Source organism: Dyella kyungheensis (assembly GCF_016905005.1).
In the GTDB taxonomy this organism is placed as follows: Bacteria; Pseudomonadota; Gammaproteobacteria; order Xanthomonadales; family Rhodanobacteraceae; genus Dyella; species Dyella kyungheensis.
On sequence record NZ_JADIKC010000003.1, the window covers coordinates 765,744 to 782,762 of the forward strand.

The window sequence follows — 17,019 nt, forward strand, 5'->3', positions numbered from 1 at the left end:
ATCCAGTGGCGAATACGCTTAGTTGTCGCGATGGCCGGCCATGCACTGGTGTGCGTTCGCGAAGAGCTGACACCGAGGCCACTGGATTCCGGCGTGCGCCGGAATGACGGTGAGGGGAATGGTGACTGTGAGGGGTAGGCAGGGTTAGAACAGATTCCTGCCCTCGCTGGTCTCAGTGCAGCGTCACGCTCACCACTTCGCGATCGGGCACGTACAGGTCCGGGAACTGTTGTTGCAGATGCACGACTTTCGGTGCGTCGTTGAACACGATGTACCGGTCGTTCGGATGCCGCTTCGCATAGTCCTGGTGATAGGCCTCTGCGTCGTAGAAGCCCTTCAGCGGTGTCACCTGGGTCACGATCGGATCGCCGAACGCGTGTGCCGCCGTCAACTGCGCGATGTACGCCGAGGCGATGCGCTTCTGTTCGTCATTGCCGTAGAAGATCGCCGAGCGGTATTGCGTGCCGACGTCCGGGCCCTGGCGATTGAGCTGGGTTGGATCGGTGGCGACCGAGAAGTACACCTTCAGCAACTGGCCGTAGCTGACCTTGCTGGGGTCGTAGACGATCTTCACGGATTCGGCATGGCCGGTGTCGCCATCGCTGACGCGATCGTAATCGGCGGTATTCGCCTGCCCGCCGGAGTAACCCGCCACCACTTTCTTAACGCCTTTGACGTGTTGGAACACGGCCTGCAGACCCCAGAAGCAACCGCCTGCGAGGACGGCTGTCTGGTCGCCCTGGGCAGTGCTGGCATCGACGGCGGGATCGGGTAACGGGGCATTGTCGCTGCCTGCGGTAGCCAGTGTGCAGGCGCCCAAGCCGCCCATCAGCAACACGCTGGCGAGCACGGGAAACAGCTTGAATCGGCGGATGCTCATGAAGGAACGCTCCATCGAAGAGAGAGGCAGCCCGCAGCGGGAGTGGCGGGCCTTGCTTGCTTATTCGCCGACCGGCTGCCTCCGGTTACCTCCATCCTGCCAGCTCCCCGCGGTGGAGATGCGAAGGCGCCGCCAAGGCGGTGTTATCGTGCGGCTTCCGCCTCCGTGGACTTCGCCCATGCCGCACCTGCTCGATCTGGAGGGTTACCTGCAACGCATCGGCTTCGTCGGTGAGCCGCGCGTCGACGTGACGACCCTGCGCGCGCTCGCCACGGCGCACATCGCGGCCATCCCGTTCGAGAACCTCGATCCTTTGCTGGGCACGCCGGTATCGCTGGAGCTGGCGGCCATCGAAGCGAAGCTGGTGAAGAACCAGCGCGGCGGCTATTGCTTCGAGCAGAACGGCTTGTTCCTGGCGGCGCTGAAGGCGATCGGTTTCGACGCGAGCGGACTGATCGCCCGCGTGCTGTGGAACCAGCCCGAAGATGCCGAGGTTCCGCAGACGCACATGCTGGTGCGGGTGGAAGTGGAAGGCGAGAGCTGGCTGGCCGACGTGGGCTTCGGCAGTATGGCGCTGGGCGGCGCGTTACGACTGGTGGTCGATGAGGCGCAACCCACCTCGCTGGAGCCGTTCCGGTTGATTACGGACGGTACGCAATGGCGCACGCAGGCGTTGGTTCGCGATCAATGGCGCACGCTGTACCGCTTCCGTCTGCAAACGGCGGAAGCGATCGACTATGTGGTGGGCAACCATTTCACGTCGACCTATCCCTCATCGCATTTTCGGCACAGTCTGATCGTGGCGCGCACGCTGGCCGACCGCCGGCTGGGCTTGCGCAACCGCGAGTTCGTGGTGCACAGCCTGGGACACGAATCGGAGCGCCGCACCTTGCAGAGCACGGACGAGATCAAGCGGGTGATCGAGGAACAATTCGGCATCCGCCTGCCGGCATCGCCGCTGCTAGATGCGAAACTCGGCGCGTTGCCGATGCCTGATGCCTAATCGATCGCGTTCACGCGGATGACGAAGTCTTCCAGCTGCACCACCTGGCCCGCGTGGATCTTGCAGGTCTTGCGCAGTTCCTGCGCACCGTCCACGTACACCACGCCGCTCGCCACGATGGCCTTGCCTGCGCCGCCGCTGTCGCACAGGCCGACCAGCTTCAGCAGCTGGTTGAGTTCCACGTAGTCGCGGTCCAGGTCGAATTCGAGTTCTTGCATGGGGATAAGGTGCTCAGGCGTCAGTGTCGTCGAACGCGCTTTCGGGCAGCGCGAAGAACACGAAAAAGGGCGTGTCGGCATCCTGCCAGTAGTCGACCGCTTCCTCGAGGATGTCGAGCAGGGTATCGAAGTCGTCTTCGTTGCGGTTGCGCATCTGTTCGGCGTGATCGAACAGCAGGATGTAGCCGGTGGCTTTCAGCCATGAGAGATCGCGCATGCTGTCGGCCAGCGCATCCCAGTTGCGGCCGAAATCGGCCGGCAAACGCAGCGCCAGGGTCAGGCGATCGAACAGGGCGTCGTGGTCGGTGTAGTCGGCCAGGCTGATACGGCACACGCGCAGGCCCTGCATGCCGGCCGCTTCAGCCAGCGGCTCCAGGTCTTCGCTGGTGACGAAGAAGATGCCGCCATGGTCGGCATCGCCGAAATCGAGATCGAATTGCGCGCTCATCGTGAACCCTCGAACTGGCGGAACGTACGGTAGTGGTCGTCGGTGTAGTAGTAGATCTGCGGCGGCGTGCCGCCGGTGATGATGCGCCGGGCGCCGCGGTAGTCGAGCCCGGGCGTATCCACTGTGTACTCGTGATAGTAGCCCTGGGGCTTGGCAGGCAGTCGTCCTTCGCGGTTCTGGAACACCACGCCGTCCTGCCGATGTTCGAATGGACCGCCGCTGGCGATGCGGCGCAGGGTGTCGCCCGCTTCCGGCGGAAGGAACGAGGGCAGCGAGTCGCTGCGTGCCGGTGTCGTGCGCGGTGCGGCTGCATCTTGCGGCACCACACTGCCGTGCGGCGTCGCCGTGCCTTGCGGAGCAGGCTCCGGGCTATGCCGGCCCCACAGCAGCGCCGCCACGGCCAGCGCGACCAGCAGAAGCAAGGGTTTGAGTGAGCGCATAAGGGGGGCCTGGCGAGGTGGCGCGAGTGTAGAACGTCCGGCGCGCAGAGGCACGCCGGCGTCAGCCCGCCGTGTCCACCCGCTGCTGCAGTGCCATGGCAGCGGCGGGATTGCGTTCCTTTGCGCTGCTGATGAAGTAGATGAACACGTCGCGCGGTGCCTGCTTCTTCAGCGGTGCCGACACGTGCGGCAGTTCCGGCAGATCGTTGCCCTCGGCCCAGGCCTGCGCGCGCGTGGTCCAGTCGTCCAGGTCGCCTGGCGCGTAGCCGGTATCGAGATGCGATTCGCTGAGCATCAGCCGCGCATAGGCGAAATCGCCGGTCAGGTCGGCCAGCGACGGGTACTTCGACGAATCGGTGAACACGGTGGGGATGCGGTACGAGCGCGCCAGTTCCACGTAGCGTTCGTCAAGAAAACTCGGGTGACGCACTTCCAGCACGTGGCGCATCGGCTGGCCATTGAGCTCGCGCGGCAGCAGGTCGAGAAAGGCGGCGAGGTCGTTGCCGTCGAACGGACGCGTGGGCGTGAGCTGCCACAGCACTGGGCCCAGCCGGTTGCCGAATTCGGCAAGGCCGCCGAAGACGAAGCCGTCGATGCCGCGACCGGCATCGGCAAGGCGCTTGCCCTCGGTGACATACCGCGGCGCCTTCAGCGAGAACACGAACCCCTCAGGGGTTTCGGCCGCCCATTTCGCATAGGTGGTGGGTTTCTGCGCGCCGTAGTAGGTGCCGTTGATTTCGATCGCGCGCAGGTGGCGGCTGGCGTACTCCAGCTCGCGGCGCTGCACCAGTCCGCTAGGGTAGAAGTTGTTGCGCCACGGTGCGAAGTTCCAGCCGCCGATGCCGACGCGGATGCGCGATGCAGGACCCTGCGTGGGTGCGGGCGAAAACAGATCGGCAGGCATGGCAGTGGACTCGAAGGGGACGACGAATCATGCCACGGGGAAAGTGAAGAAACGCAGCGTTACGCGTTTGCTACAGCTTAGTGCTCAGTCCAGCGGCAAGTGATTTGGATACGGCCCACGCGCTGCCATGAACGCGGTGGGCGTCATGCCGGCGAATGCGCGGAACTCGTGCACGAGATGTGCCTGGTCGCCGTAGCCGCCGTCGACGGCCACGCCGCTCCAGTCGACCGCTTCCGATCGATACACCGCATCCACCACGCGGCGAAAGCGCATCAGCCGCGCGTAACGCTTCGGTCCCATGCCGACCTGTCGGCGGAACAGACGGCCAAAACGATATTCCGACAAGCCGGTATCCCGCACCAGCGGACCAATGCGCGCCAACTGCGGCCGCGCGCCGATGTCGTTCAGCGCGTGCAGCACTTCGGGTGCCAGCCGCGGCATGCGCATGCGGGCCAGCAGCCATTGCTCGAGAACGACCAGGCGGGCGTGCGGGCAGGGCGTCTCCAGCAGTCGTTCGCGCAGCGCGTGCGCGCTGTGGCCGAAGATGTCTTCCAGGCCGATGTCCCGGTTCGCCAGGGCTTCGTGATCTTCGCCGGTGAAGGCATGTGCACCGCCGGGATGGAACACCACCCCGATCACCCGCACTTGTTCGGCGGTATCGATGATCTGGCTGCTTAGGCAGGGGCCGCCGATCACCGAGGCAGCCGCGCGCGAGCAACGCCGCTCGGTGTCGTCGCTGTAGACGCGCGTTTCGTTCTCGTGAAGATTGATGATCAGCGCGGCGCCAGGCACCGGCAATACGCGTTCGAAATGATGGGCGGCCGGCGGCATGTCCCAGTCCCACAGGCGCGAGACCAGGGCATCGAGCGGCGGTGCAGGTACGACGACGTGGTGTGCCATCGGCTGACTCCGGGCAACGCCTGGAGTCTAGGCCGATACGTTCAAGCTATCAGGTCGACTTGCCCGGGAACACAGTCGCATCCGGATTCGGCGCCGTCCCAGGATCGTGCGGCATGGTGCGCACCACCATGTCCTGCGGCGTGGTCAGCGGCAGATCGGCCTTGCCCAGGCGGTCGAGTATCTCGAACAGCAGGTCGCTCTTCACCGTGCCTGCATCGCGCGGATTGTTCACGTAGGCCGTGCACACGAACATCATCGAGCCCGCATCGATGCTGTCCAATTGCACGCTCGGCGCCGGCGTGTTGAGCGTCACCGAGTGGTTGCGCAGGATGTCGAAGATGATCTGGCGAACCTTGCCCGGGTCGCTGCTCAGCGGCATCGGCAGGCGGATCTGCACGCGCCCCAGCGCATTGGCGAGCGTCACGTTGCGCACGTTCTGGGTGATCAGCTGCGAATTGGGCACGATCACGATGGAACGGTCGCCCTGCTGGATCTCGGTGGCGCGCACGTTGATGCGCTTGATGTCGCCCTCCACGCCGCTGAGGCTGACCCAGTCGCCGACCTTCACCGGCCGTTCGGCCAGCAGGATCAGTCCGGAAATGAAGTTCTGCACGATCGCCTGCAAGCCGAAGCCGATGCCGACCGACAACGCGCTCGCCACCCAGGCGATGCTCTGCACATTCACATTGAGGGCGGCAAGCACCAGCACGAACACCAGGATGCCGCCCACGTAGCCAAGCAGGGTCACGATGGACATCTGCATGCCGATGTCGAGCGAGGTCTTGGGCAGCAGTTGTTTGCTCAGCCAGCGCTTGATCAGGCGCACGATGCCGTAGCCCACCACCAGCACCACGAGCGCATTGAAGATGTCGACGGGTCGGATGGTGAGCGTGCCCAGCGGCAAACCGTCGAGCACGCGGGTGCCGCGGGTGACCAGTTCGTTCGGGCCTGCGGTATAGGGTGCAAGAATCAGCGGGATGGCGAACAGCAGCAGGAACACGCGGCCCACGGCGGAAAGAATCGTCGCCGACTGCTCCAGGCGCGCCGGCGTCACGCCGAAGTTTTGCTGCAGGCGCGTGCCGGTACGCGAATCGGGCGAAAACAGCGATTCGCACAGGTCGTTGATCAGGTGCATCAGCATGTACAGCGCAGCGATCAGGAAACCCGCCCGCAGCGTCTGCCGCGCCACATAGAAGGCCAGCGCGATGTAGCCGGTAAGCACCGCCAGCAGCGTGATGAACATGCCCAGCGTGGCGCACAGAATCAGCACGCCGACCCATAGCGGTCGCGGGGCCGGTGTGCCGCCGCTGGCCAGCAGGGCACGGCGGGCGCGACCCATGATCACCAGCGCATAAGCCATCAAGCCGCCAATCAGCGTGGCCGCCAGCGCATTCGCCGCCATCGCCGTGGCGAGGCTGGCGCTGATGTCGTTGGTGACGCGCTCGATCACGCCCAGCAGCAGCGCGCTGTAGGCCATCAAGGTGGGGAACGGCCACAGGCGCGTGGCCAGGTTGTCGGAGACCGGCGGCAGGCGCCAGGACGGATGTTTCACCATCAGCAGGGCGCGTCCCAGGCCGGCCATGGTGGCGACGTAGAACATCAGTCGAACCAGCGGACGCACCAGCTCGTCCAGCTCCTGATCGAACACGCCGTTCCAGTTCACCGCCAGGTAGATCAGCCATGCGGCGATGCCGTAGGTCAGCGTGGTGCCCACCGTCACCAGCAAGGCCATGGCGCTGCGGCGCAGATGACCGGACGGCAGATAGCGAGCCGCCATGTCCAGCATCTTCGATTCGAGCAGGCGCCGACCGACCGCAACCAGGGCAATGGCCGAAAGCAGGCAGCTGATGAACGGCACGCGGTTGGCCGGCTGCCATGCCTGCGCGATCGCCCCCTTCAGCGACTGCCACAGCTGGACGAAGTTGGCGCTGTCGTCGGGCAGGCTCTGGGCGAAGCGGCTCCAGAACGCCGTGCTCAGCGGCGAGGCGCTGCGCTGGCTTATCTGCGCCTGGAACAGATTGCGGCGCAGTGCGGCGATTTCCGCGAGCAGTTGCTGGCTTTCGCGGCTGAGCAGTTTCGATTGCGTAATCTGGCCGCTGAGGTCCGTCTGGTCCTTGGTCAACTGCTTGCGCTGGCTGGCCACTTCCGGCGTTTCCGCCGGTGCGCCCTTGGCGGGCGCGGGGCCCAGCACGTCGAGCTTGGCCTTCAGTGCATCGGCCTGGGGCGCGAGGCTGGCCGTCAACTGGTCGGCCTGCTGCTGCAAGGCCTGCGCCTTGCTGCGTGCGTCGAACAGGATCTCGTCGGTGAGCGTGGTCTTGTTGGTCAGCGTTTTCTTGATCTGATCGAGCTGCGCACTCAGCTGATCGGGCGTCGCCAGTTGCGGCTGCTGGATTTGCCCGTTGTTCGGGGTGTCCTGGGCCAGCGCAGGAGTGGCGCCGGCGAGGGCGAGCAGGAGGATCAGCAGCAAGCGAGACAGGATAGGCATGCGGGCATGATCCCGACCGGTCCTGAACCGGTCAATGAATAAATCGTCTTGACGGTGCGTTCAGCCCCAGGCATTCACCCTCTGATGATGATTGCCATCGAGATGACGAACGCCATGCCGCCCTGGGATGGCAACGTGGCCAAGGCACGCCGGCTGCAGACGGAACTGGCCGCGCAGGTGCGACTGGTGGACGACTATCCGCCGTTGAAGCATGTGGCCGGCGTGGATGTGGGCTTCGAAGAGAGCGGTGCGGTGACGCGCGCGGCAGCCGTGCTGATCGATGCGCAGACGATGGCACCCGTCGCGGAAGTCGTCGCGCGACAAGCCACGCGCATGCCCTACATTCCCGGTCTGCTCTCGTTCCGTGAATTGCCCGCGCTGCTGCAGGCCTTGTCGGAGCTGCCGCAAGTGCCGGACCTTGTGTTCGTCGACGGCCACGGCGTGGCGCATCCGCGACGTCTCGGCATTGCCGCGCACCTGGGCGTGATCAGTGGCTTGCCGACTATCGGCGTGGGCAAATCCATCCTGGTGGGCGTGCACGAGGAAGTCGGACCGCATCGCGGCGATCGTCAGCCGCTGGAATACAAAGGCGAAGTGATCGGTTGCGTGCTGCGCAGCAAGGATCGCATTCGCCCGTTGATCGTGTCGCCGGGTCACCGCGTGAGCATGGCCACCGCACCGGAACTGGTGCTGGCGTTCGGGCGCAAATACCGCCTGCCCGAGCCGACGCGGCTGGCCGACCGACTGGCATCGCAACGGGGAACCGTGCGGCGCTGACTTTCAGCCCGTGCGAACCAGCCGGTAGCCGAGCGCCGCTGCGAGGCGAGCCATCACGGCAAGGGCCGGGGGCTGTGGCGACATCGATGCGTCGGGCGGCCCCAATCGCCAGCGCGAGCGTTCGTGTGCCACCGGGCGCGGACTGGCCAGCCCGTGCTGTTCCAGTTCGCGCAGGAAGCGATACACCGTGCCCAGGCTGGTGCGTGGCTCGATCAACTGGGCCCGACGCAGCAAAGCGACTGCGTCGAGCTCGTCGTTCGCCTCATGCAGCACCTGCCAGATCGCCAGGCGCGGCGGCGTGGCGCGCAGTCCCACCTGCGCCAGCAGTTGGTGGATGTCCGCTGGCGGCGTGGCGGGCTTCGCCTCAACCATCCTTGCGGCCCTTGGCGATCTCTTCCGCCGCCTTGCGGATGATTTCGCCGATGCGCTTCACTTCTTCCGCATTCCACGGACCGCCATGCATGAACAACGCACGCTTGAGGCTGTGCATGGCCTCGCGCAAGGCCATCGGGGCGGCGGCGCGGGCGAACATCTTGGCGGTCTCCTGCATGCGCGACATCACCGCATCGACGGCTTCCTTGTTTTCCGCCAGGAATGCCTTGCCTTCGGCGGTGATGGTGTAGAGCTTCTTGCCTTCCTCGCTCAGCACGCTGGCGTGACCCAGTTCTTCCAGCAGGGTGAGGGTGGGGTAGACCGCGCCGGGACTGGGCGCGTAGGCGCCGTCGAACATCTCCTCGATGGTGCGGATCAGTTCGTAGCCGTGACGCGGCTGTTCGGCGATCAGGGCCAGCAGGATCAGCTTGAGGTCGCCGTGGCCGAACACCCGGCCCCCGCGGAAACGCCCACCCATGCCGCCCCAGCCGCCTTCACCCTCATCGTCGCCGAAACCCCGGCCGCGCCCGCGTCCGCGGCCCATGCCGATGGCTTCGCGGGCCCAGGCGTCGCGGCCTTCGTGGCAGTGGTGATGGTGGTGACCGTGGTGGCGATCGAACAAATGACGAAATCCCATGACTAACTCCGATATATCGTAAGTAACAGTCTTAAGATATATCTTGAGTTTTCGGGAATGCAAGTGCCTGCACAGAATCGCGTGCCACGCCGTGCGACAAACCCCTCCTGTGGGAGCGCACCCTGTGCGCGACAGGCGCCCGGGCGCTTCGCGACAGCCGGTTGTCGAGGTAGCGCTCGGGCGCCTGTCGCGCACAGGGTGCGCTCCCACCGAGGGACCTCTAACGCAGGCAGGCTGAGGGCTCAGCCGATCACCGACTTGAAACTCCTCCCCTTTGCCTTCACCCACAAGCTATTCGCGCGCGCTTCCAGCGCCGCCGCCCTCCAAGGACGACTCCCCGATGCTCTTGCGCTGGTTCGAATCGCTGATCGACGCGTTCAAGGAGCCCGTCGATGGCATGCCGCCATCGTCGGTGTGGCGCTTCTACGTGTTCTACCTGCGCCAGGTCTGGCCGGTGTTCGCCGCCGCGCTGGTGGTGGGCTTCGGCGTGGCGCTGGTCGAGGTGTCGCTGTTCGGTTTCATCGGCAGCATCGTGGACATGGCCAAGGGCGCGCCGGTTGCCGACTTCTTTACCTTGCACGGCAACGAGCTGCTGTGGATGGGCTTCGTGGCGCTGATCGCGCGCCCGGTGCTGATCGGCCTGCACGATCTGCTGGTGAACCAGGCCATCGTGCCCAACCTCACCAATCGCATCCGTTGGCAGAATCATCGCTACGTGATCCGCCAGAGCCTGGGCTTCTTCCAGAACGACTACGCCGGCCGCATCGCCAACCGCATCATGCAGACCTCCGGCGCGCTGCGCGAATCGGCGGTGCAGATCGTCGATGCGATCTGGTACGTGGCGATCTACACCGGCAGCGCGATCTTCATGTTCGCCAAGGCCGACGTGTGGCTCGCGCTGCCGCTGGTGGTGTGGCTGGTGGCCTATGTGGCCACGCTGCGCTACTTCGTGCCGCGCACCAAGGAGCGTTCGTGGAAGCAGTCCGAGGCGCGTTCGCGCCTGATGGGCCGCATCGTGGACGGCTACAGCAACATCCTCACGCTCAAGCTGTTCGCGCATACGCAGCGCGAGGAAGCCTACGTCGCCGACGCGATGGGCGAGCAGATCAAGCGCATGCGCGCGATGACCCGCCTGACCACCGCGATGGACGCCACCATCACCACCTTGAACGGCTTCCTGATCGTGGGCACCTCGGCGCTGGCGTTGTGGCTGTGGAGCCAGGGCAAGGTCACGGTGGGCGCGATCGCGTTGAGCACCGGCCTGGTGATCCGCATCAACAACATGTCCGGCTGGATCATGTGGGTGATCAACGGCATCTTCGAGAACGTGGGCACCGTGCAGGACGGCATCGAGACCATTTCCAAACCGCGCGCCGTGCAGGATCGGGAGGGCGCGATGCCGCTGGAAGTGACCGAGGGCGGCGTGCACTTCGAGGACATCCATTTCCATTACGGCAAGCAGGGCGGCGTGATCTCCGGCCTCGATCTCAACGTGCGCGGCGGCGAGAAGATCGGCGTGGTCGGCCCGTCCGGCGCCGGCAAATCCACCCTGGTGAACGTGTTGCTGCGCCTGTACGACCTCGAGGGCGGGCGCATTCTCATCGACGGCCAGGACATCGCCCAGGTGGCGCAGGAGAGCCTGCGCGCACAGATCGGTGTGGTCACCCAGGACACCTCGCTGCTGCATCGCTCGATCCGCGACAACCTGCTGTACGGCCGCCCGGACGCCACCGAGGCGCAGGTGATCGAAGCCGTGCGCAAGGCGCGCGCGGAGGAATTCATTCCCCAGCTGGTCGATGGCGAAGGCCGCGTGGGCTACGACGCCCACGTCGGCGAGCGCGGCGTGAAACTCAGCGGCGGCCAGCGCCAGCGCATCGCCATTGCGCGCGTGCTGCTGAAGGATGCGCCGATCCTGATCCTGGACGAAGCCACTTCGGCGCTCGATTCGGAAGCCGAGGCGGCCATCCAGGACAGCCTGGAAGTGCTGATGCGCGGCAAGACGGTGATCGCCATCGCGCACCGCCTGTCCACCATCGCACGGATGGACCGGCTGGTGGTGATGGACAAGGGTGAGATCGTGGAAACCGGCACGCACGCGGAACTGATCGCGCGCAGCGGCCTCTATGCGCGTCTCTGGCAACGTCAGACCGGCGGTTTCGTGGCCGCCGAAGATCCCGCGGAAGACAGCGCGCTGGCCTGATCGCGAGCGTGCGCTGCGCGGCTGTCGCAACAGCTGCTGCTGCGTGCAATCGAATCCGCATCGACGCTTGTCGATCGCTTGAGCTTTATTTGCTGCGCATTTCACGGCGAAAGCGGCAGCATGTTTTCCTACCTGCAGCGGAGTCGCCACATGCCTACCGAACGAGCCCTGGCACGCGCGCGCAAGGACCAGCGCGAAGGCAAGTCGGCCAGCACCCAGGCCGGCGAATTCGTGCGCGAGGAAATCGAGCGCATCCGCGAGGGCGTGCACGGCGCGCGTTCGCCGGAACAGGCCATTGCCATCGGACTCTCGCAGGCGCGGCGTGCCGGTATCGAGGTACCGGAGCAGAAGGGCGGCAAGTCTATACGCAAGAAGCCGGCGGCGAAGAAACGTCCGGCGGGCAAGACGGTATCTGCAAAACGGAGCCGAGCTTCGTTGAATGCGCTCAAGCGCGAGAACACCGCGTCCGCATCGAAGCAGGCTTTGTCGCGGCACGCGCGTAAGGCAGCGGCGGAACGGTCGCCGGCCGAGCGTTCGGCGGCGGCGCAGAAGGCCGTACGCACGAAAGGACCGGCTGTGCGCAAGGCAGCCGCCAAGAAGGCCGCCGCTACGCGCGCGGGTGGCCGTGCCGCGGGTGCAGTGCGTGCGGCACGAACGCGGGCCATGCGCTCACGTTCACGCTAAGCAATCCGATCCCCTTGTAGGAGCGCACCCTGTGCGCGACAGCCACGCCTGGATGTATCGCTGCGCGAGGTTTGTCGCGCACGGGGTGCGCTCCCACACACAGGGCAGCGGCTTTCCAAAGGGGCTTTCTAACGATCGAACACCAGCAACGTTGAAGTGGCGGTTCCATACAGCCGCCCCTCGCCATCGATCAGGCTCGCCTCGGCAAACGCCACGCGCCGGCCGATGCTGCGCACGCGACCCTCGGCGCGAACGCGGCCGGTGTCGCGCGTCATCGCCTTGTGGAAGGCGATCTTCAGTTCCAGCGAGGTATAGGCCTGCTCGGCCGTGAGACGCGAATGCACCGCGCAACCGCAGGCGGAATCGAGCAGGGTGGCGAAGTAGCCGCCATGCACGATGCCCATCGGGTTATAGGCGTGCGCGCCCGGCACGCCTTCGAAGGCGGCGAAACCTTCGCGCACGTCCACCAGGTCGAAGTCCAGGGAGTCGCCGATACCGGGACGCTGGCCCGAAGCGATGAACGCGCGCAACTGCTCCAGTCCGCTCAGGCCCTGGCCGATCTCGGTGATCATGCTCACGAAGCGGACTCCAGGCCCAGGCGCTGCTTCAGCAGCTGGCGCGAATCGGCCAGGATGGCGTCGGAACGCTTCGCATCGGTTTCCGCGCGCGCCAGCGACAGCGCGCCCACCAGTTCCGAGACGGTGGAGCGGGCCAGCATCTGCGGGTTGGCGAAACCGAGCGCGGCGAGTTTCTCTGTCATCGACTCGACCAGATGCTGCGCGCCTTCGGCAAACAGCGCCCGGGTCTGCTCGGGCAGACGCGGCAGATCGGAGGACAGCGCCGCCATCGGGCAACCGGCACCGCGTGCGTCGCGATGCTTCTTCGACAGGTAGAAGTCGATGTAATTGGCCAAACCCTCCGCCGGTGGGTGGCCTTCCATCTCATGGGCCACGCGGGCCCGCGATTCCTCGAACATCTGCTCGATCGCGGCGGCGACCAGTTCGTCCTTCGATTTGAAGTGCGCGTAAAAGCCGCCGTGGGTGAGGCCAGCCTCGGCCATCACACCGGCCACGCCGATACGGTCGGGGCCGTCGCTACGAATGGCCTTGGCGGCCACTTCCAGCACCTTGCTACGGGTTTTCTGCTTGTGTTCGGCGTCGTAACGCATGGCCGCTCCACGTAGTTTGTATGACATAAATCATACTATTGACAGCCTGCGCCGCAAGTGGCGGTGCAGCACGCGATGGGAGCGGTTCATCGGGTGCCGGCACCGCCGCGTCTCACAGCAAGGGAGCCGATGGCGGTTCGGATGTCGGCACTACGACCACCGGTTCCACCGTGACGATTTCGTTCTTGGATGGGAACGTCATGCTCGGCAGCACACCGTCGCGCCGGATCAGGCCGTGGTAAAGCGCGGCGCCCATATGCCCCAGCACCGTGAAGAACAACAGGTAGGCAAGATACCGGTGCGCCTCGCGCAGCCACGCGAAGACTTCGCCGTTGAACGGCAGCAGCGGCGGCAGATGCAGCGAACCGCCGAGCGAAATCGGATAGCCGCCGGCCGACAGCATCGCCCATCCCACCAGCGGCAGCGAGAGCATCAACGCGTAGAGCAACCAGTGCGAGGCATGCGCCGCGAACTTCATGATCGCCGGCATATCGGCCGGCAGCGGCGGCGGCGGATAACGCAGGCGCACGCCAAGACGGATCAGCGCCAAGAGGAAGATCGCCGCGCCCAGCGGCTTGTGCAGGGCGAGCAACCACTCGTGCTTCTCCGACACGGTGGACACCATGCCCACGCCGACGAACAGCATCGTCAGGATCAGCACGGCCATCAGCCAGTGCAGCAGGCGCGCCAGTGGATGGAAAGCACCGGCATAGGAAGCATGGCGAGTATTCATTGCGGATGCTCCGAAGACGGATTCGCGCGCGGGGCGCCGGGGAAATGCGCTTCCTCACGGGTACGGCGCAGATAGGAAACCGCATACGCGGAAGAACGCGCCGGCAGCAGCGGATCGTCGGAAATCTCGATGCCCGCGGGCAGCACGGTCGGGTCGTAGTTGATGTCGCGGCACGGGCCGCTGTCCTGCGCCTGTTCGCTTTCGATCACCAGCGTACCGGCGTCGATGGTGGGACGATCGGCGGGCCATGCCTTGGTCGCGTCGGCGGTCGGGTCGCCCGGTTCGGCCAGCGTGACGCGCAGATGCCAGCGCTGCGGCCCCTGGGCAAGGCGCTGTTGCAGATCCTTGGCGAGATAGTCGGGGTCACCAGCTTGCGGACCGGTACCGGCGTCGTCGTTCGCTTCCGGCGTCACCTCCCAGCGCACGGCGTGGCGTTTGCCTTCGGCGTCGACGAAGTAGAACGCGTTGAGTGCCTCGTAGGTTTCGGTCACATAACTGGCCGACGGTTTGGCCGTCTTTACCCAGGCAAGGAAGGGGCCGGTTTCCGGATGCGCGGCGAAGAAAGCGCCAACGCGTTTCGGATCGGGCTTGCCGGTGGCCGGGTCGGGCTGCGTGGCCACCAACTGATCGTAGAACGCCTGCGGCGTCGCCACCGGAAACACCGGCATGCTGTTCATGCCAGTACGCCACTGCTCACCATGGGGCAGCGTGAAGCGCAGCGCAAAGCTGCGGATCGGCACGCTGCTGTCGGGCGCATACGGGTTGCCACCGGGCAGGGCGAAGCGTCCTATCACCGGCGTGCGACCCGGCGCGAACACGCTGGCCTTGGAATAGGCGGAGGCCGCACCGCTGCTCTCGAAATAGCCGGCCACGCACGCGCCCTTGGCATGGTTTCGCCGGAAACCGGGATGCACGCCACCTTGCTGCAGTTGATTGACGATCTGGCGCGAAGAAAGCCGCTGCGGAGTCAGCCAGCCGCCGACATAGGCAAAGGCCGCCGCAAGTACGCCCACGGCGAGTGCGATCACCGCCCACCTCCAGGGTTGGCGTGACGGCTGGAGAGAGGGGTCGGTCATGCGGGCACTCCTGGTGAGCGGTTGAATGTCCTGATGACTTCGGCGGGCGTCGGCGGAAGGTTACCTCGCGCCGCGCAGGCGTCTCCATGCCGGAGGAAGCATAGGCCCGGCGACAGTGAAAGTGTCGTAGTGACGTGAGTCCTGTTACTGCACGCACATGGATGTTCTGCTGGGGCCGCCACCCCACCGTCAACCACAGTGTTGCAGACTGGTAACGGGGTTGAACCCCTTCGGCTTTCTTAGGCCAGCGATCGGGATCGCGCCGGGATCAGCGATTCCAGGATGCCGGGCAGATCCTCAAACGAGCTGGCGACAGCCGATGGTCGGAACGCAGGCTCGGTATGGCCGTAGCCCCAGCCAGCGAAGACACTCGCCATGCCGGATGCTGATGCCGCTGCGACGTCGACCGCATGATCGCCAATCATCACTGCAGGCAGGTGCCGGAACCCACCGCGCTGCAGTGTTTCGGACAGGTGTCCAGGATGGGGCTTTTGTTGTTCTACGGTGTCGCCGCAGCAGATGACATCGAAATAATCGAAGATCGCCAGGCCATTGAGAATGGCGATCGCGGGTGCTTCGGACTTGTTGGTACAGACGGCCAAACGCCATCCTTTCTGCGCCAGCAGGCTGAGAGTTGCGGGCACGCGGGGATATAGCTTCGTTCCAATCAGCGGGTTGGATAGATAGTCGTGGTGGAAGCGCCAGAGTTCGTCGTCGGTCAACGTGACGCCTCTCGATTCACAGGCCGCTTTGGCGAATGCATCGAGACCGTGACCGAGCAAAGCTGAAGCTTCTTCGCGCTGAAGAGGGAGGGCCTTCTTTGCGCGCAGTAGTCGATTGATCGCCACTGCGATGCCGTCGACCGAATCGACAAGCGTGCCATCGAGGTCAAAGACCGCCACACGATCGGTATCCAGGGTAAAAGCCTTGTTCGCATCGGTTGAACGCCCGGTCATTGCATTGCCTTGGTTTGAGTGCCGCCCCATTGGACTCGCTTCATTGTTTCGTTTCATTCCCTGTGGCGCTGATCTAAATTAGGTTAAAACTAATAAAGAGCGTGCCATGGAACTTCGCCATCTCCGCTATTTCATAGCCGTCGCCGAAGAGCTGCATTTCGCCAAGGCGGCGGAACGGCTGGCCATTTCCGCGCCGACGCTGACGGTGCAGATCCAGGAATTGGAACGCGCCCTGCATGCGCACCTGTTTACCCGCTCCAGACGATCGGTCGCCTTGACCCCGGCGGGCGAGGCTTTTCTCGGGGAGGCACGGCTTGCCGTGGCCCAATTCGAGCGCGCGCAAAGCGTGGGGCAACGCGCCGGACGCGGGGAGATGGGGCATATCGAGGTTGGTTACGTCGGCTCGGCCGCCTATGCGGGCGTCCTGCAGGCGCAGTTGCAGCGCTACCGCCAAGCCTGGCCGGACGTGGTGATCGTCGCCAAAGAACGCCCCATGCATGTCCTTCCGCCATTGCTGGAGGAAGGGCGCATCGACGTTGGCCTGGTTCGCCTTCCGATGCAGCTCCCCGCTGCATTGACGTCACACACGCTCTTGCATGATGTGTTCTGTGCAGCGTTGCCTTCAGCGCACGTGTTGGCTGGCGCGCCCGGCTCTCTGCGGGCAAAAGCATTGGCTGGAGAAACCTTCATTGTTCCGGAGCAATCGCAGGGCACCTATGAGGTGGGAAAACGCGGACGCTTTACGCCACGGATCGGCATGGTGCCCGGTAGCTTGTTCGCGGTGCTTACCCAGGTGTCCGTGGGCGCCGGCGTGGCCATCGTGCCCAGCGTGCTCAAGGATGTGGTGAACATGCCCGGCATCCGGTTCAAACCGCTGGCCGGGGCGCCCATCGATTCCGCCGTCGCGGCGATCTACCGCCGCCAGGAACCGTCCGCTGCGGTCAGCAGATTCATCAAGCAGATCGTTAGCACGCCTGCATTGTCGCTGGTCTACCCGCAACGTCCCTGACAAGCGTGCGGTGGACGTGGCGACTCGGATCGGCATCGCAACGCATTCGGCAATGCCGGGCACTAACAGGGTGGATCGATGAGGCGGACTCGTCGTCGCAAGCAGCGCCGATGGATGGTGTCGTCCAGT

General features: G+C 65.1%; 19 protein-coding genes. 5 read left to right on the forward strand and 14 right to left on the reverse strand.

The features are described 5' to 3' along the window. Positions 1–172: 172 nt before the first annotated feature. The gene (msrA, locus tag ISP20_RS08150) at positions 173–880 is read right to left on the reverse strand and encodes a peptide-methionine (S)-S-oxide reductase MsrA (protein WP_239535433.1); all 708 of its coding nucleotides are present in this window, start codon (positions 878–880) and stop codon (positions 173–175) included. Positions 881–1,058: 178 nt separating this feature from the next. On the opposite strand from msrA, the gene ISP20_RS08155 reads away from it, so the two are divergent. Then, positions 1,059–1,883, forward strand: coding sequence for an arylamine N-acetyltransferase family protein (locus ISP20_RS08155; RefSeq protein ID WP_204635545.1), 825 nt, complete (start codon positions 1,059–1,061; stop codon positions 1,881–1,883). On the opposite strand, the gene ISP20_RS08160 is transcribed toward ISP20_RS08155, so the two are convergent. The 6 genes from ISP20_RS08160 to ISP20_RS08185 form a co-directional block, all read right to left on the reverse strand. Continuing rightward, positions 1,880–2,101 (reverse strand): RNA-binding S4 domain-containing protein, encoded by a 222-nt coding sequence (locus tag ISP20_RS08160; protein ID WP_204635546.1) that lies wholly within the window; start codon positions 2,099–2,101, stop codon positions 1,880–1,882. The genes ISP20_RS08155 and ISP20_RS08160 overlap by 4 nt on opposite strands. A gap of 13 nt (positions 2,102–2,114) precedes the next feature. Continuing rightward, entirely contained in the window at positions 2,115–2,549 is a 435-nt protein-coding gene (locus ISP20_RS08165) for a barstar family protein (protein WP_204635547.1), read from the reverse strand. Continuing rightward, positions 2,546–2,989, reverse strand: coding sequence for a guanyl-specific ribonuclease (locus ISP20_RS08170; protein WP_204635548.1), 444 nt, complete (start codon positions 2,987–2,989; stop codon positions 2,546–2,548). The genes ISP20_RS08165 and ISP20_RS08170 overlap by 4 nt, the downstream gene beginning before the upstream one ends. 61 nt (positions 2,990–3,050) lie before the next feature. Then, positions 3,051–3,893 carry a DUF72 domain-containing protein gene (locus tag ISP20_RS08175; RefSeq protein WP_204635549.1) on the reverse strand — a complete coding sequence of 281 codons (843 nt, stop codon included), beginning with the start codon at positions 3,891–3,893 and terminating at the stop codon, positions 3,051–3,053. Positions 3,894–3,977: 84 nt separating this feature from the next. Further along, positions 3,978–4,793 (reverse strand): helix-turn-helix domain-containing protein, encoded by an 816-nt coding sequence (locus ISP20_RS08180; protein WP_204635550.1) that lies wholly within the window; start codon positions 4,791–4,793, stop codon positions 3,978–3,980. A 49-nt stretch (positions 4,794–4,842) separates the two neighbouring features. Beyond that, entirely contained in the window at positions 4,843–7,278 is a 2,436-nt protein-coding gene (locus tag ISP20_RS08185) for a DUF3772 domain-containing protein (protein WP_204635551.1), read from the reverse strand. An 84-nt stretch (positions 7,279–7,362) separates the two neighbouring features. Between ISP20_RS08185 and nfi the strand changes: the two genes are divergently transcribed. Further along, the gene (nfi, locus tag ISP20_RS08190; RefSeq protein ID WP_239535435.1) at positions 7,363–8,055 is read left to right on the forward strand and encodes a deoxyribonuclease V; all 693 of its coding nucleotides are present in this window, start codon (positions 7,363–7,365) and stop codon (positions 8,053–8,055) included. A 3-nt stretch (positions 8,056–8,058) separates the two neighbouring features. Here the strand turns inward: nfi and ISP20_RS08195 are convergent, their stop codons facing one another. After that, on the reverse strand, positions 8,059–8,427 hold the full coding sequence (locus ISP20_RS08195; RefSeq protein ID WP_204635552.1) for a Fur family transcriptional regulator: 369 nt from the start codon (positions 8,425–8,427) through the stop codon (positions 8,059–8,061). After that, positions 8,420–9,064, reverse strand: a complete 645-nt coding sequence (locus tag ISP20_RS08200; RefSeq protein WP_204635553.1) for a PadR family transcriptional regulator — start codon at positions 9,062–9,064, stop codon at positions 8,420–8,422. Before ISP20_RS08200 ends, ISP20_RS08195 begins: the two co-directional genes overlap by 8 nt. A 340-nt stretch (positions 9,065–9,404) precedes the next feature. Here ISP20_RS08200 and ISP20_RS08205 point away from each other — a divergent pair, with 340 nt between their 5' ends. Together ISP20_RS08205 and ISP20_RS08210 are read left to right on the forward strand one after the other, a co-directional pair. Further along, positions 9,405–11,264: an ABC transporter ATP-binding protein gene (locus ISP20_RS08205; RefSeq protein ID WP_204635554.1), complete on the forward strand. Its 1,860-nt coding sequence runs from the start codon at positions 9,405–9,407 to the stop codon at positions 11,262–11,264. Positions 11,265–11,414: 150 nt separating this feature from the next. Further along, entirely contained in the window at positions 11,415–11,948 is a 534-nt protein-coding gene (locus ISP20_RS08210) for a DUF6496 domain-containing protein (RefSeq protein WP_204635555.1), read from the forward strand. Between the two features lie 128 nt (positions 11,949–12,076). Here the strand turns inward: ISP20_RS08210 and ISP20_RS08215 are convergent, their stop codons facing one another. The 5 genes from ISP20_RS08215 to ISP20_RS08235 form a co-directional block, all read right to left on the reverse strand. Next, positions 12,077–12,520: a PaaI family thioesterase gene (locus ISP20_RS08215; RefSeq protein ID WP_239535604.1), complete on the reverse strand. Its 444-nt coding sequence runs from the start codon at positions 12,518–12,520 to the stop codon at positions 12,077–12,079. A gap of 2 nt (positions 12,521–12,522) precedes the next feature. After that, positions 12,523–13,116, reverse strand: coding sequence for a TetR/AcrR family transcriptional regulator (locus tag ISP20_RS08220; protein WP_204635557.1), 594 nt, complete (start codon positions 13,114–13,116; stop codon positions 12,523–12,525). 112 nt (positions 13,117–13,228) lie between these two features. After that, positions 13,229–13,849: a cytochrome b gene (locus tag ISP20_RS08225; protein WP_204635558.1), complete on the reverse strand. Its 621-nt coding sequence runs from the start codon at positions 13,847–13,849 to the stop codon at positions 13,229–13,231. After that, positions 13,846–14,925, reverse strand: coding sequence for a catalase family peroxidase (locus tag ISP20_RS08230; RefSeq protein WP_204635559.1), 1,080 nt, complete (start codon positions 14,923–14,925; stop codon positions 13,846–13,848). The genes ISP20_RS08225 and ISP20_RS08230 overlap by 4 nt, the downstream gene beginning before the upstream one ends. 239 nt (positions 14,926–15,164) lie before the next feature. Then, positions 15,165–15,881, reverse strand: a complete 717-nt coding sequence (locus ISP20_RS08235; protein WP_204635560.1) for an HAD hydrolase-like protein — start codon at positions 15,879–15,881, stop codon at positions 15,165–15,167. 106 nt (positions 15,882–15,987) lie between these two features. Between ISP20_RS08235 and ISP20_RS08240 the strand changes: the two genes are divergently transcribed. Next, the gene (locus tag ISP20_RS08240; RefSeq protein ID WP_204635561.1) at positions 15,988–16,890 is read left to right on the forward strand and encodes a LysR substrate-binding domain-containing protein; all 903 of its coding nucleotides are present in this window, start codon (positions 15,988–15,990) and stop codon (positions 16,888–16,890) included. Positions 16,891–17,019 lie beyond the last annotated feature (129 nt).

What these genes read in the sequence shown, in the direction of transcription:
- msrA (WP_239535433.1), bottom strand. Translation starts at nt 880, where the DNA reads ATGAGCATCCGCCGATTCAAGCTGTTTCCCGTGCTCGCCAGCGTGTTG.
- ISP20_RS08155 (WP_204635545.1), top strand. Translation starts at nt 1,059, where the DNA reads ATGCCGCACCTGCTCGATCTGGAGGGTTACCTGCAACGCATCGGCTTC.
- ISP20_RS08160 (WP_204635546.1), bottom strand. Translation starts at nt 2,101, where the DNA reads ATGCAAGAACTCGAATTCGACCTGGACCGCGACTACGTGGAACTCAAC.
- ISP20_RS08165 (WP_204635547.1), bottom strand. Translation starts at nt 2,549, where the DNA reads ATGAGCGCGCAATTCGATCTCGATTTCGGCGATGCCGACCATGGCGGC.
- ISP20_RS08170 (WP_204635548.1), bottom strand. Translation starts at nt 2,989, where the DNA reads ATGCGCTCACTCAAACCCTTGCTTCTGCTGGTCGCGCTGGCCGTGGCG.
- ISP20_RS08175 (WP_204635549.1), bottom strand. Translation starts at nt 3,893, where the DNA reads ATGCCTGCCGATCTGTTTTCGCCCGCACCCACGCAGGGTCCTGCATCG.
- ISP20_RS08180 (WP_204635550.1), bottom strand. Translation starts at nt 4,793, where the DNA reads ATGGCACACCACGTCGTCGTACCTGCACCGCCGCTCGATGCCCTGGTC.
- ISP20_RS08185 (WP_204635551.1), bottom strand. Translation starts at nt 7,278, where the DNA reads ATGCCTATCCTGTCTCGCTTGCTGCTGATCCTCCTGCTCGCCCTCGCC.
- nfi (WP_239535435.1), top strand. Translation starts at nt 7,363, where the DNA reads ATGATGATTGCCATCGAGATGACGAACGCCATGCCGCCCTGGGATGGC.
- ISP20_RS08195 (WP_204635552.1), bottom strand. Translation starts at nt 8,427, where the DNA reads ATGGTTGAGGCGAAGCCCGCCACGCCGCCAGCGGACATCCACCAACTG.
- ISP20_RS08200 (WP_204635553.1), bottom strand. Translation starts at nt 9,064, where the DNA reads ATGGGATTTCGTCATTTGTTCGATCGCCACCACGGTCACCACCATCAC.
- ISP20_RS08205 (WP_204635554.1), top strand. Translation starts at nt 9,405, where the DNA reads ATGCTCTTGCGCTGGTTCGAATCGCTGATCGACGCGTTCAAGGAGCCC.
- ISP20_RS08210 (WP_204635555.1), top strand. Translation starts at nt 11,415, where the DNA reads ATGCCTACCGAACGAGCCCTGGCACGCGCGCGCAAGGACCAGCGCGAA.
- ISP20_RS08215 (WP_239535604.1), bottom strand. Translation starts at nt 12,520, where the DNA reads ATGATCACCGAGATCGGCCAGGGCCTGAGCGGACTGGAGCAGTTGCGC.
- ISP20_RS08220 (WP_204635557.1), bottom strand. Translation starts at nt 13,116, where the DNA reads ATGCGTTACGACGCCGAACACAAGCAGAAAACCCGTAGCAAGGTGCTG.
- ISP20_RS08225 (WP_204635558.1), bottom strand. Translation starts at nt 13,849, where the DNA reads ATGAATACTCGCCATGCTTCCTATGCCGGTGCTTTCCATCCACTGGCG.
- ISP20_RS08230 (WP_204635559.1), bottom strand. Translation starts at nt 14,925, where the DNA reads ATGACCGACCCCTCTCTCCAGCCGTCACGCCAACCCTGGAGGTGGGCG.
- ISP20_RS08235 (WP_204635560.1), bottom strand. Translation starts at nt 15,881, where the DNA reads ATGACCGGGCGTTCAACCGATGCGAACAAGGCTTTTACCCTGGATACC.
- ISP20_RS08240 (WP_204635561.1), top strand. Translation starts at nt 15,988, where the DNA reads ATGGAACTTCGCCATCTCCGCTATTTCATAGCCGTCGCCGAAGAGCTG.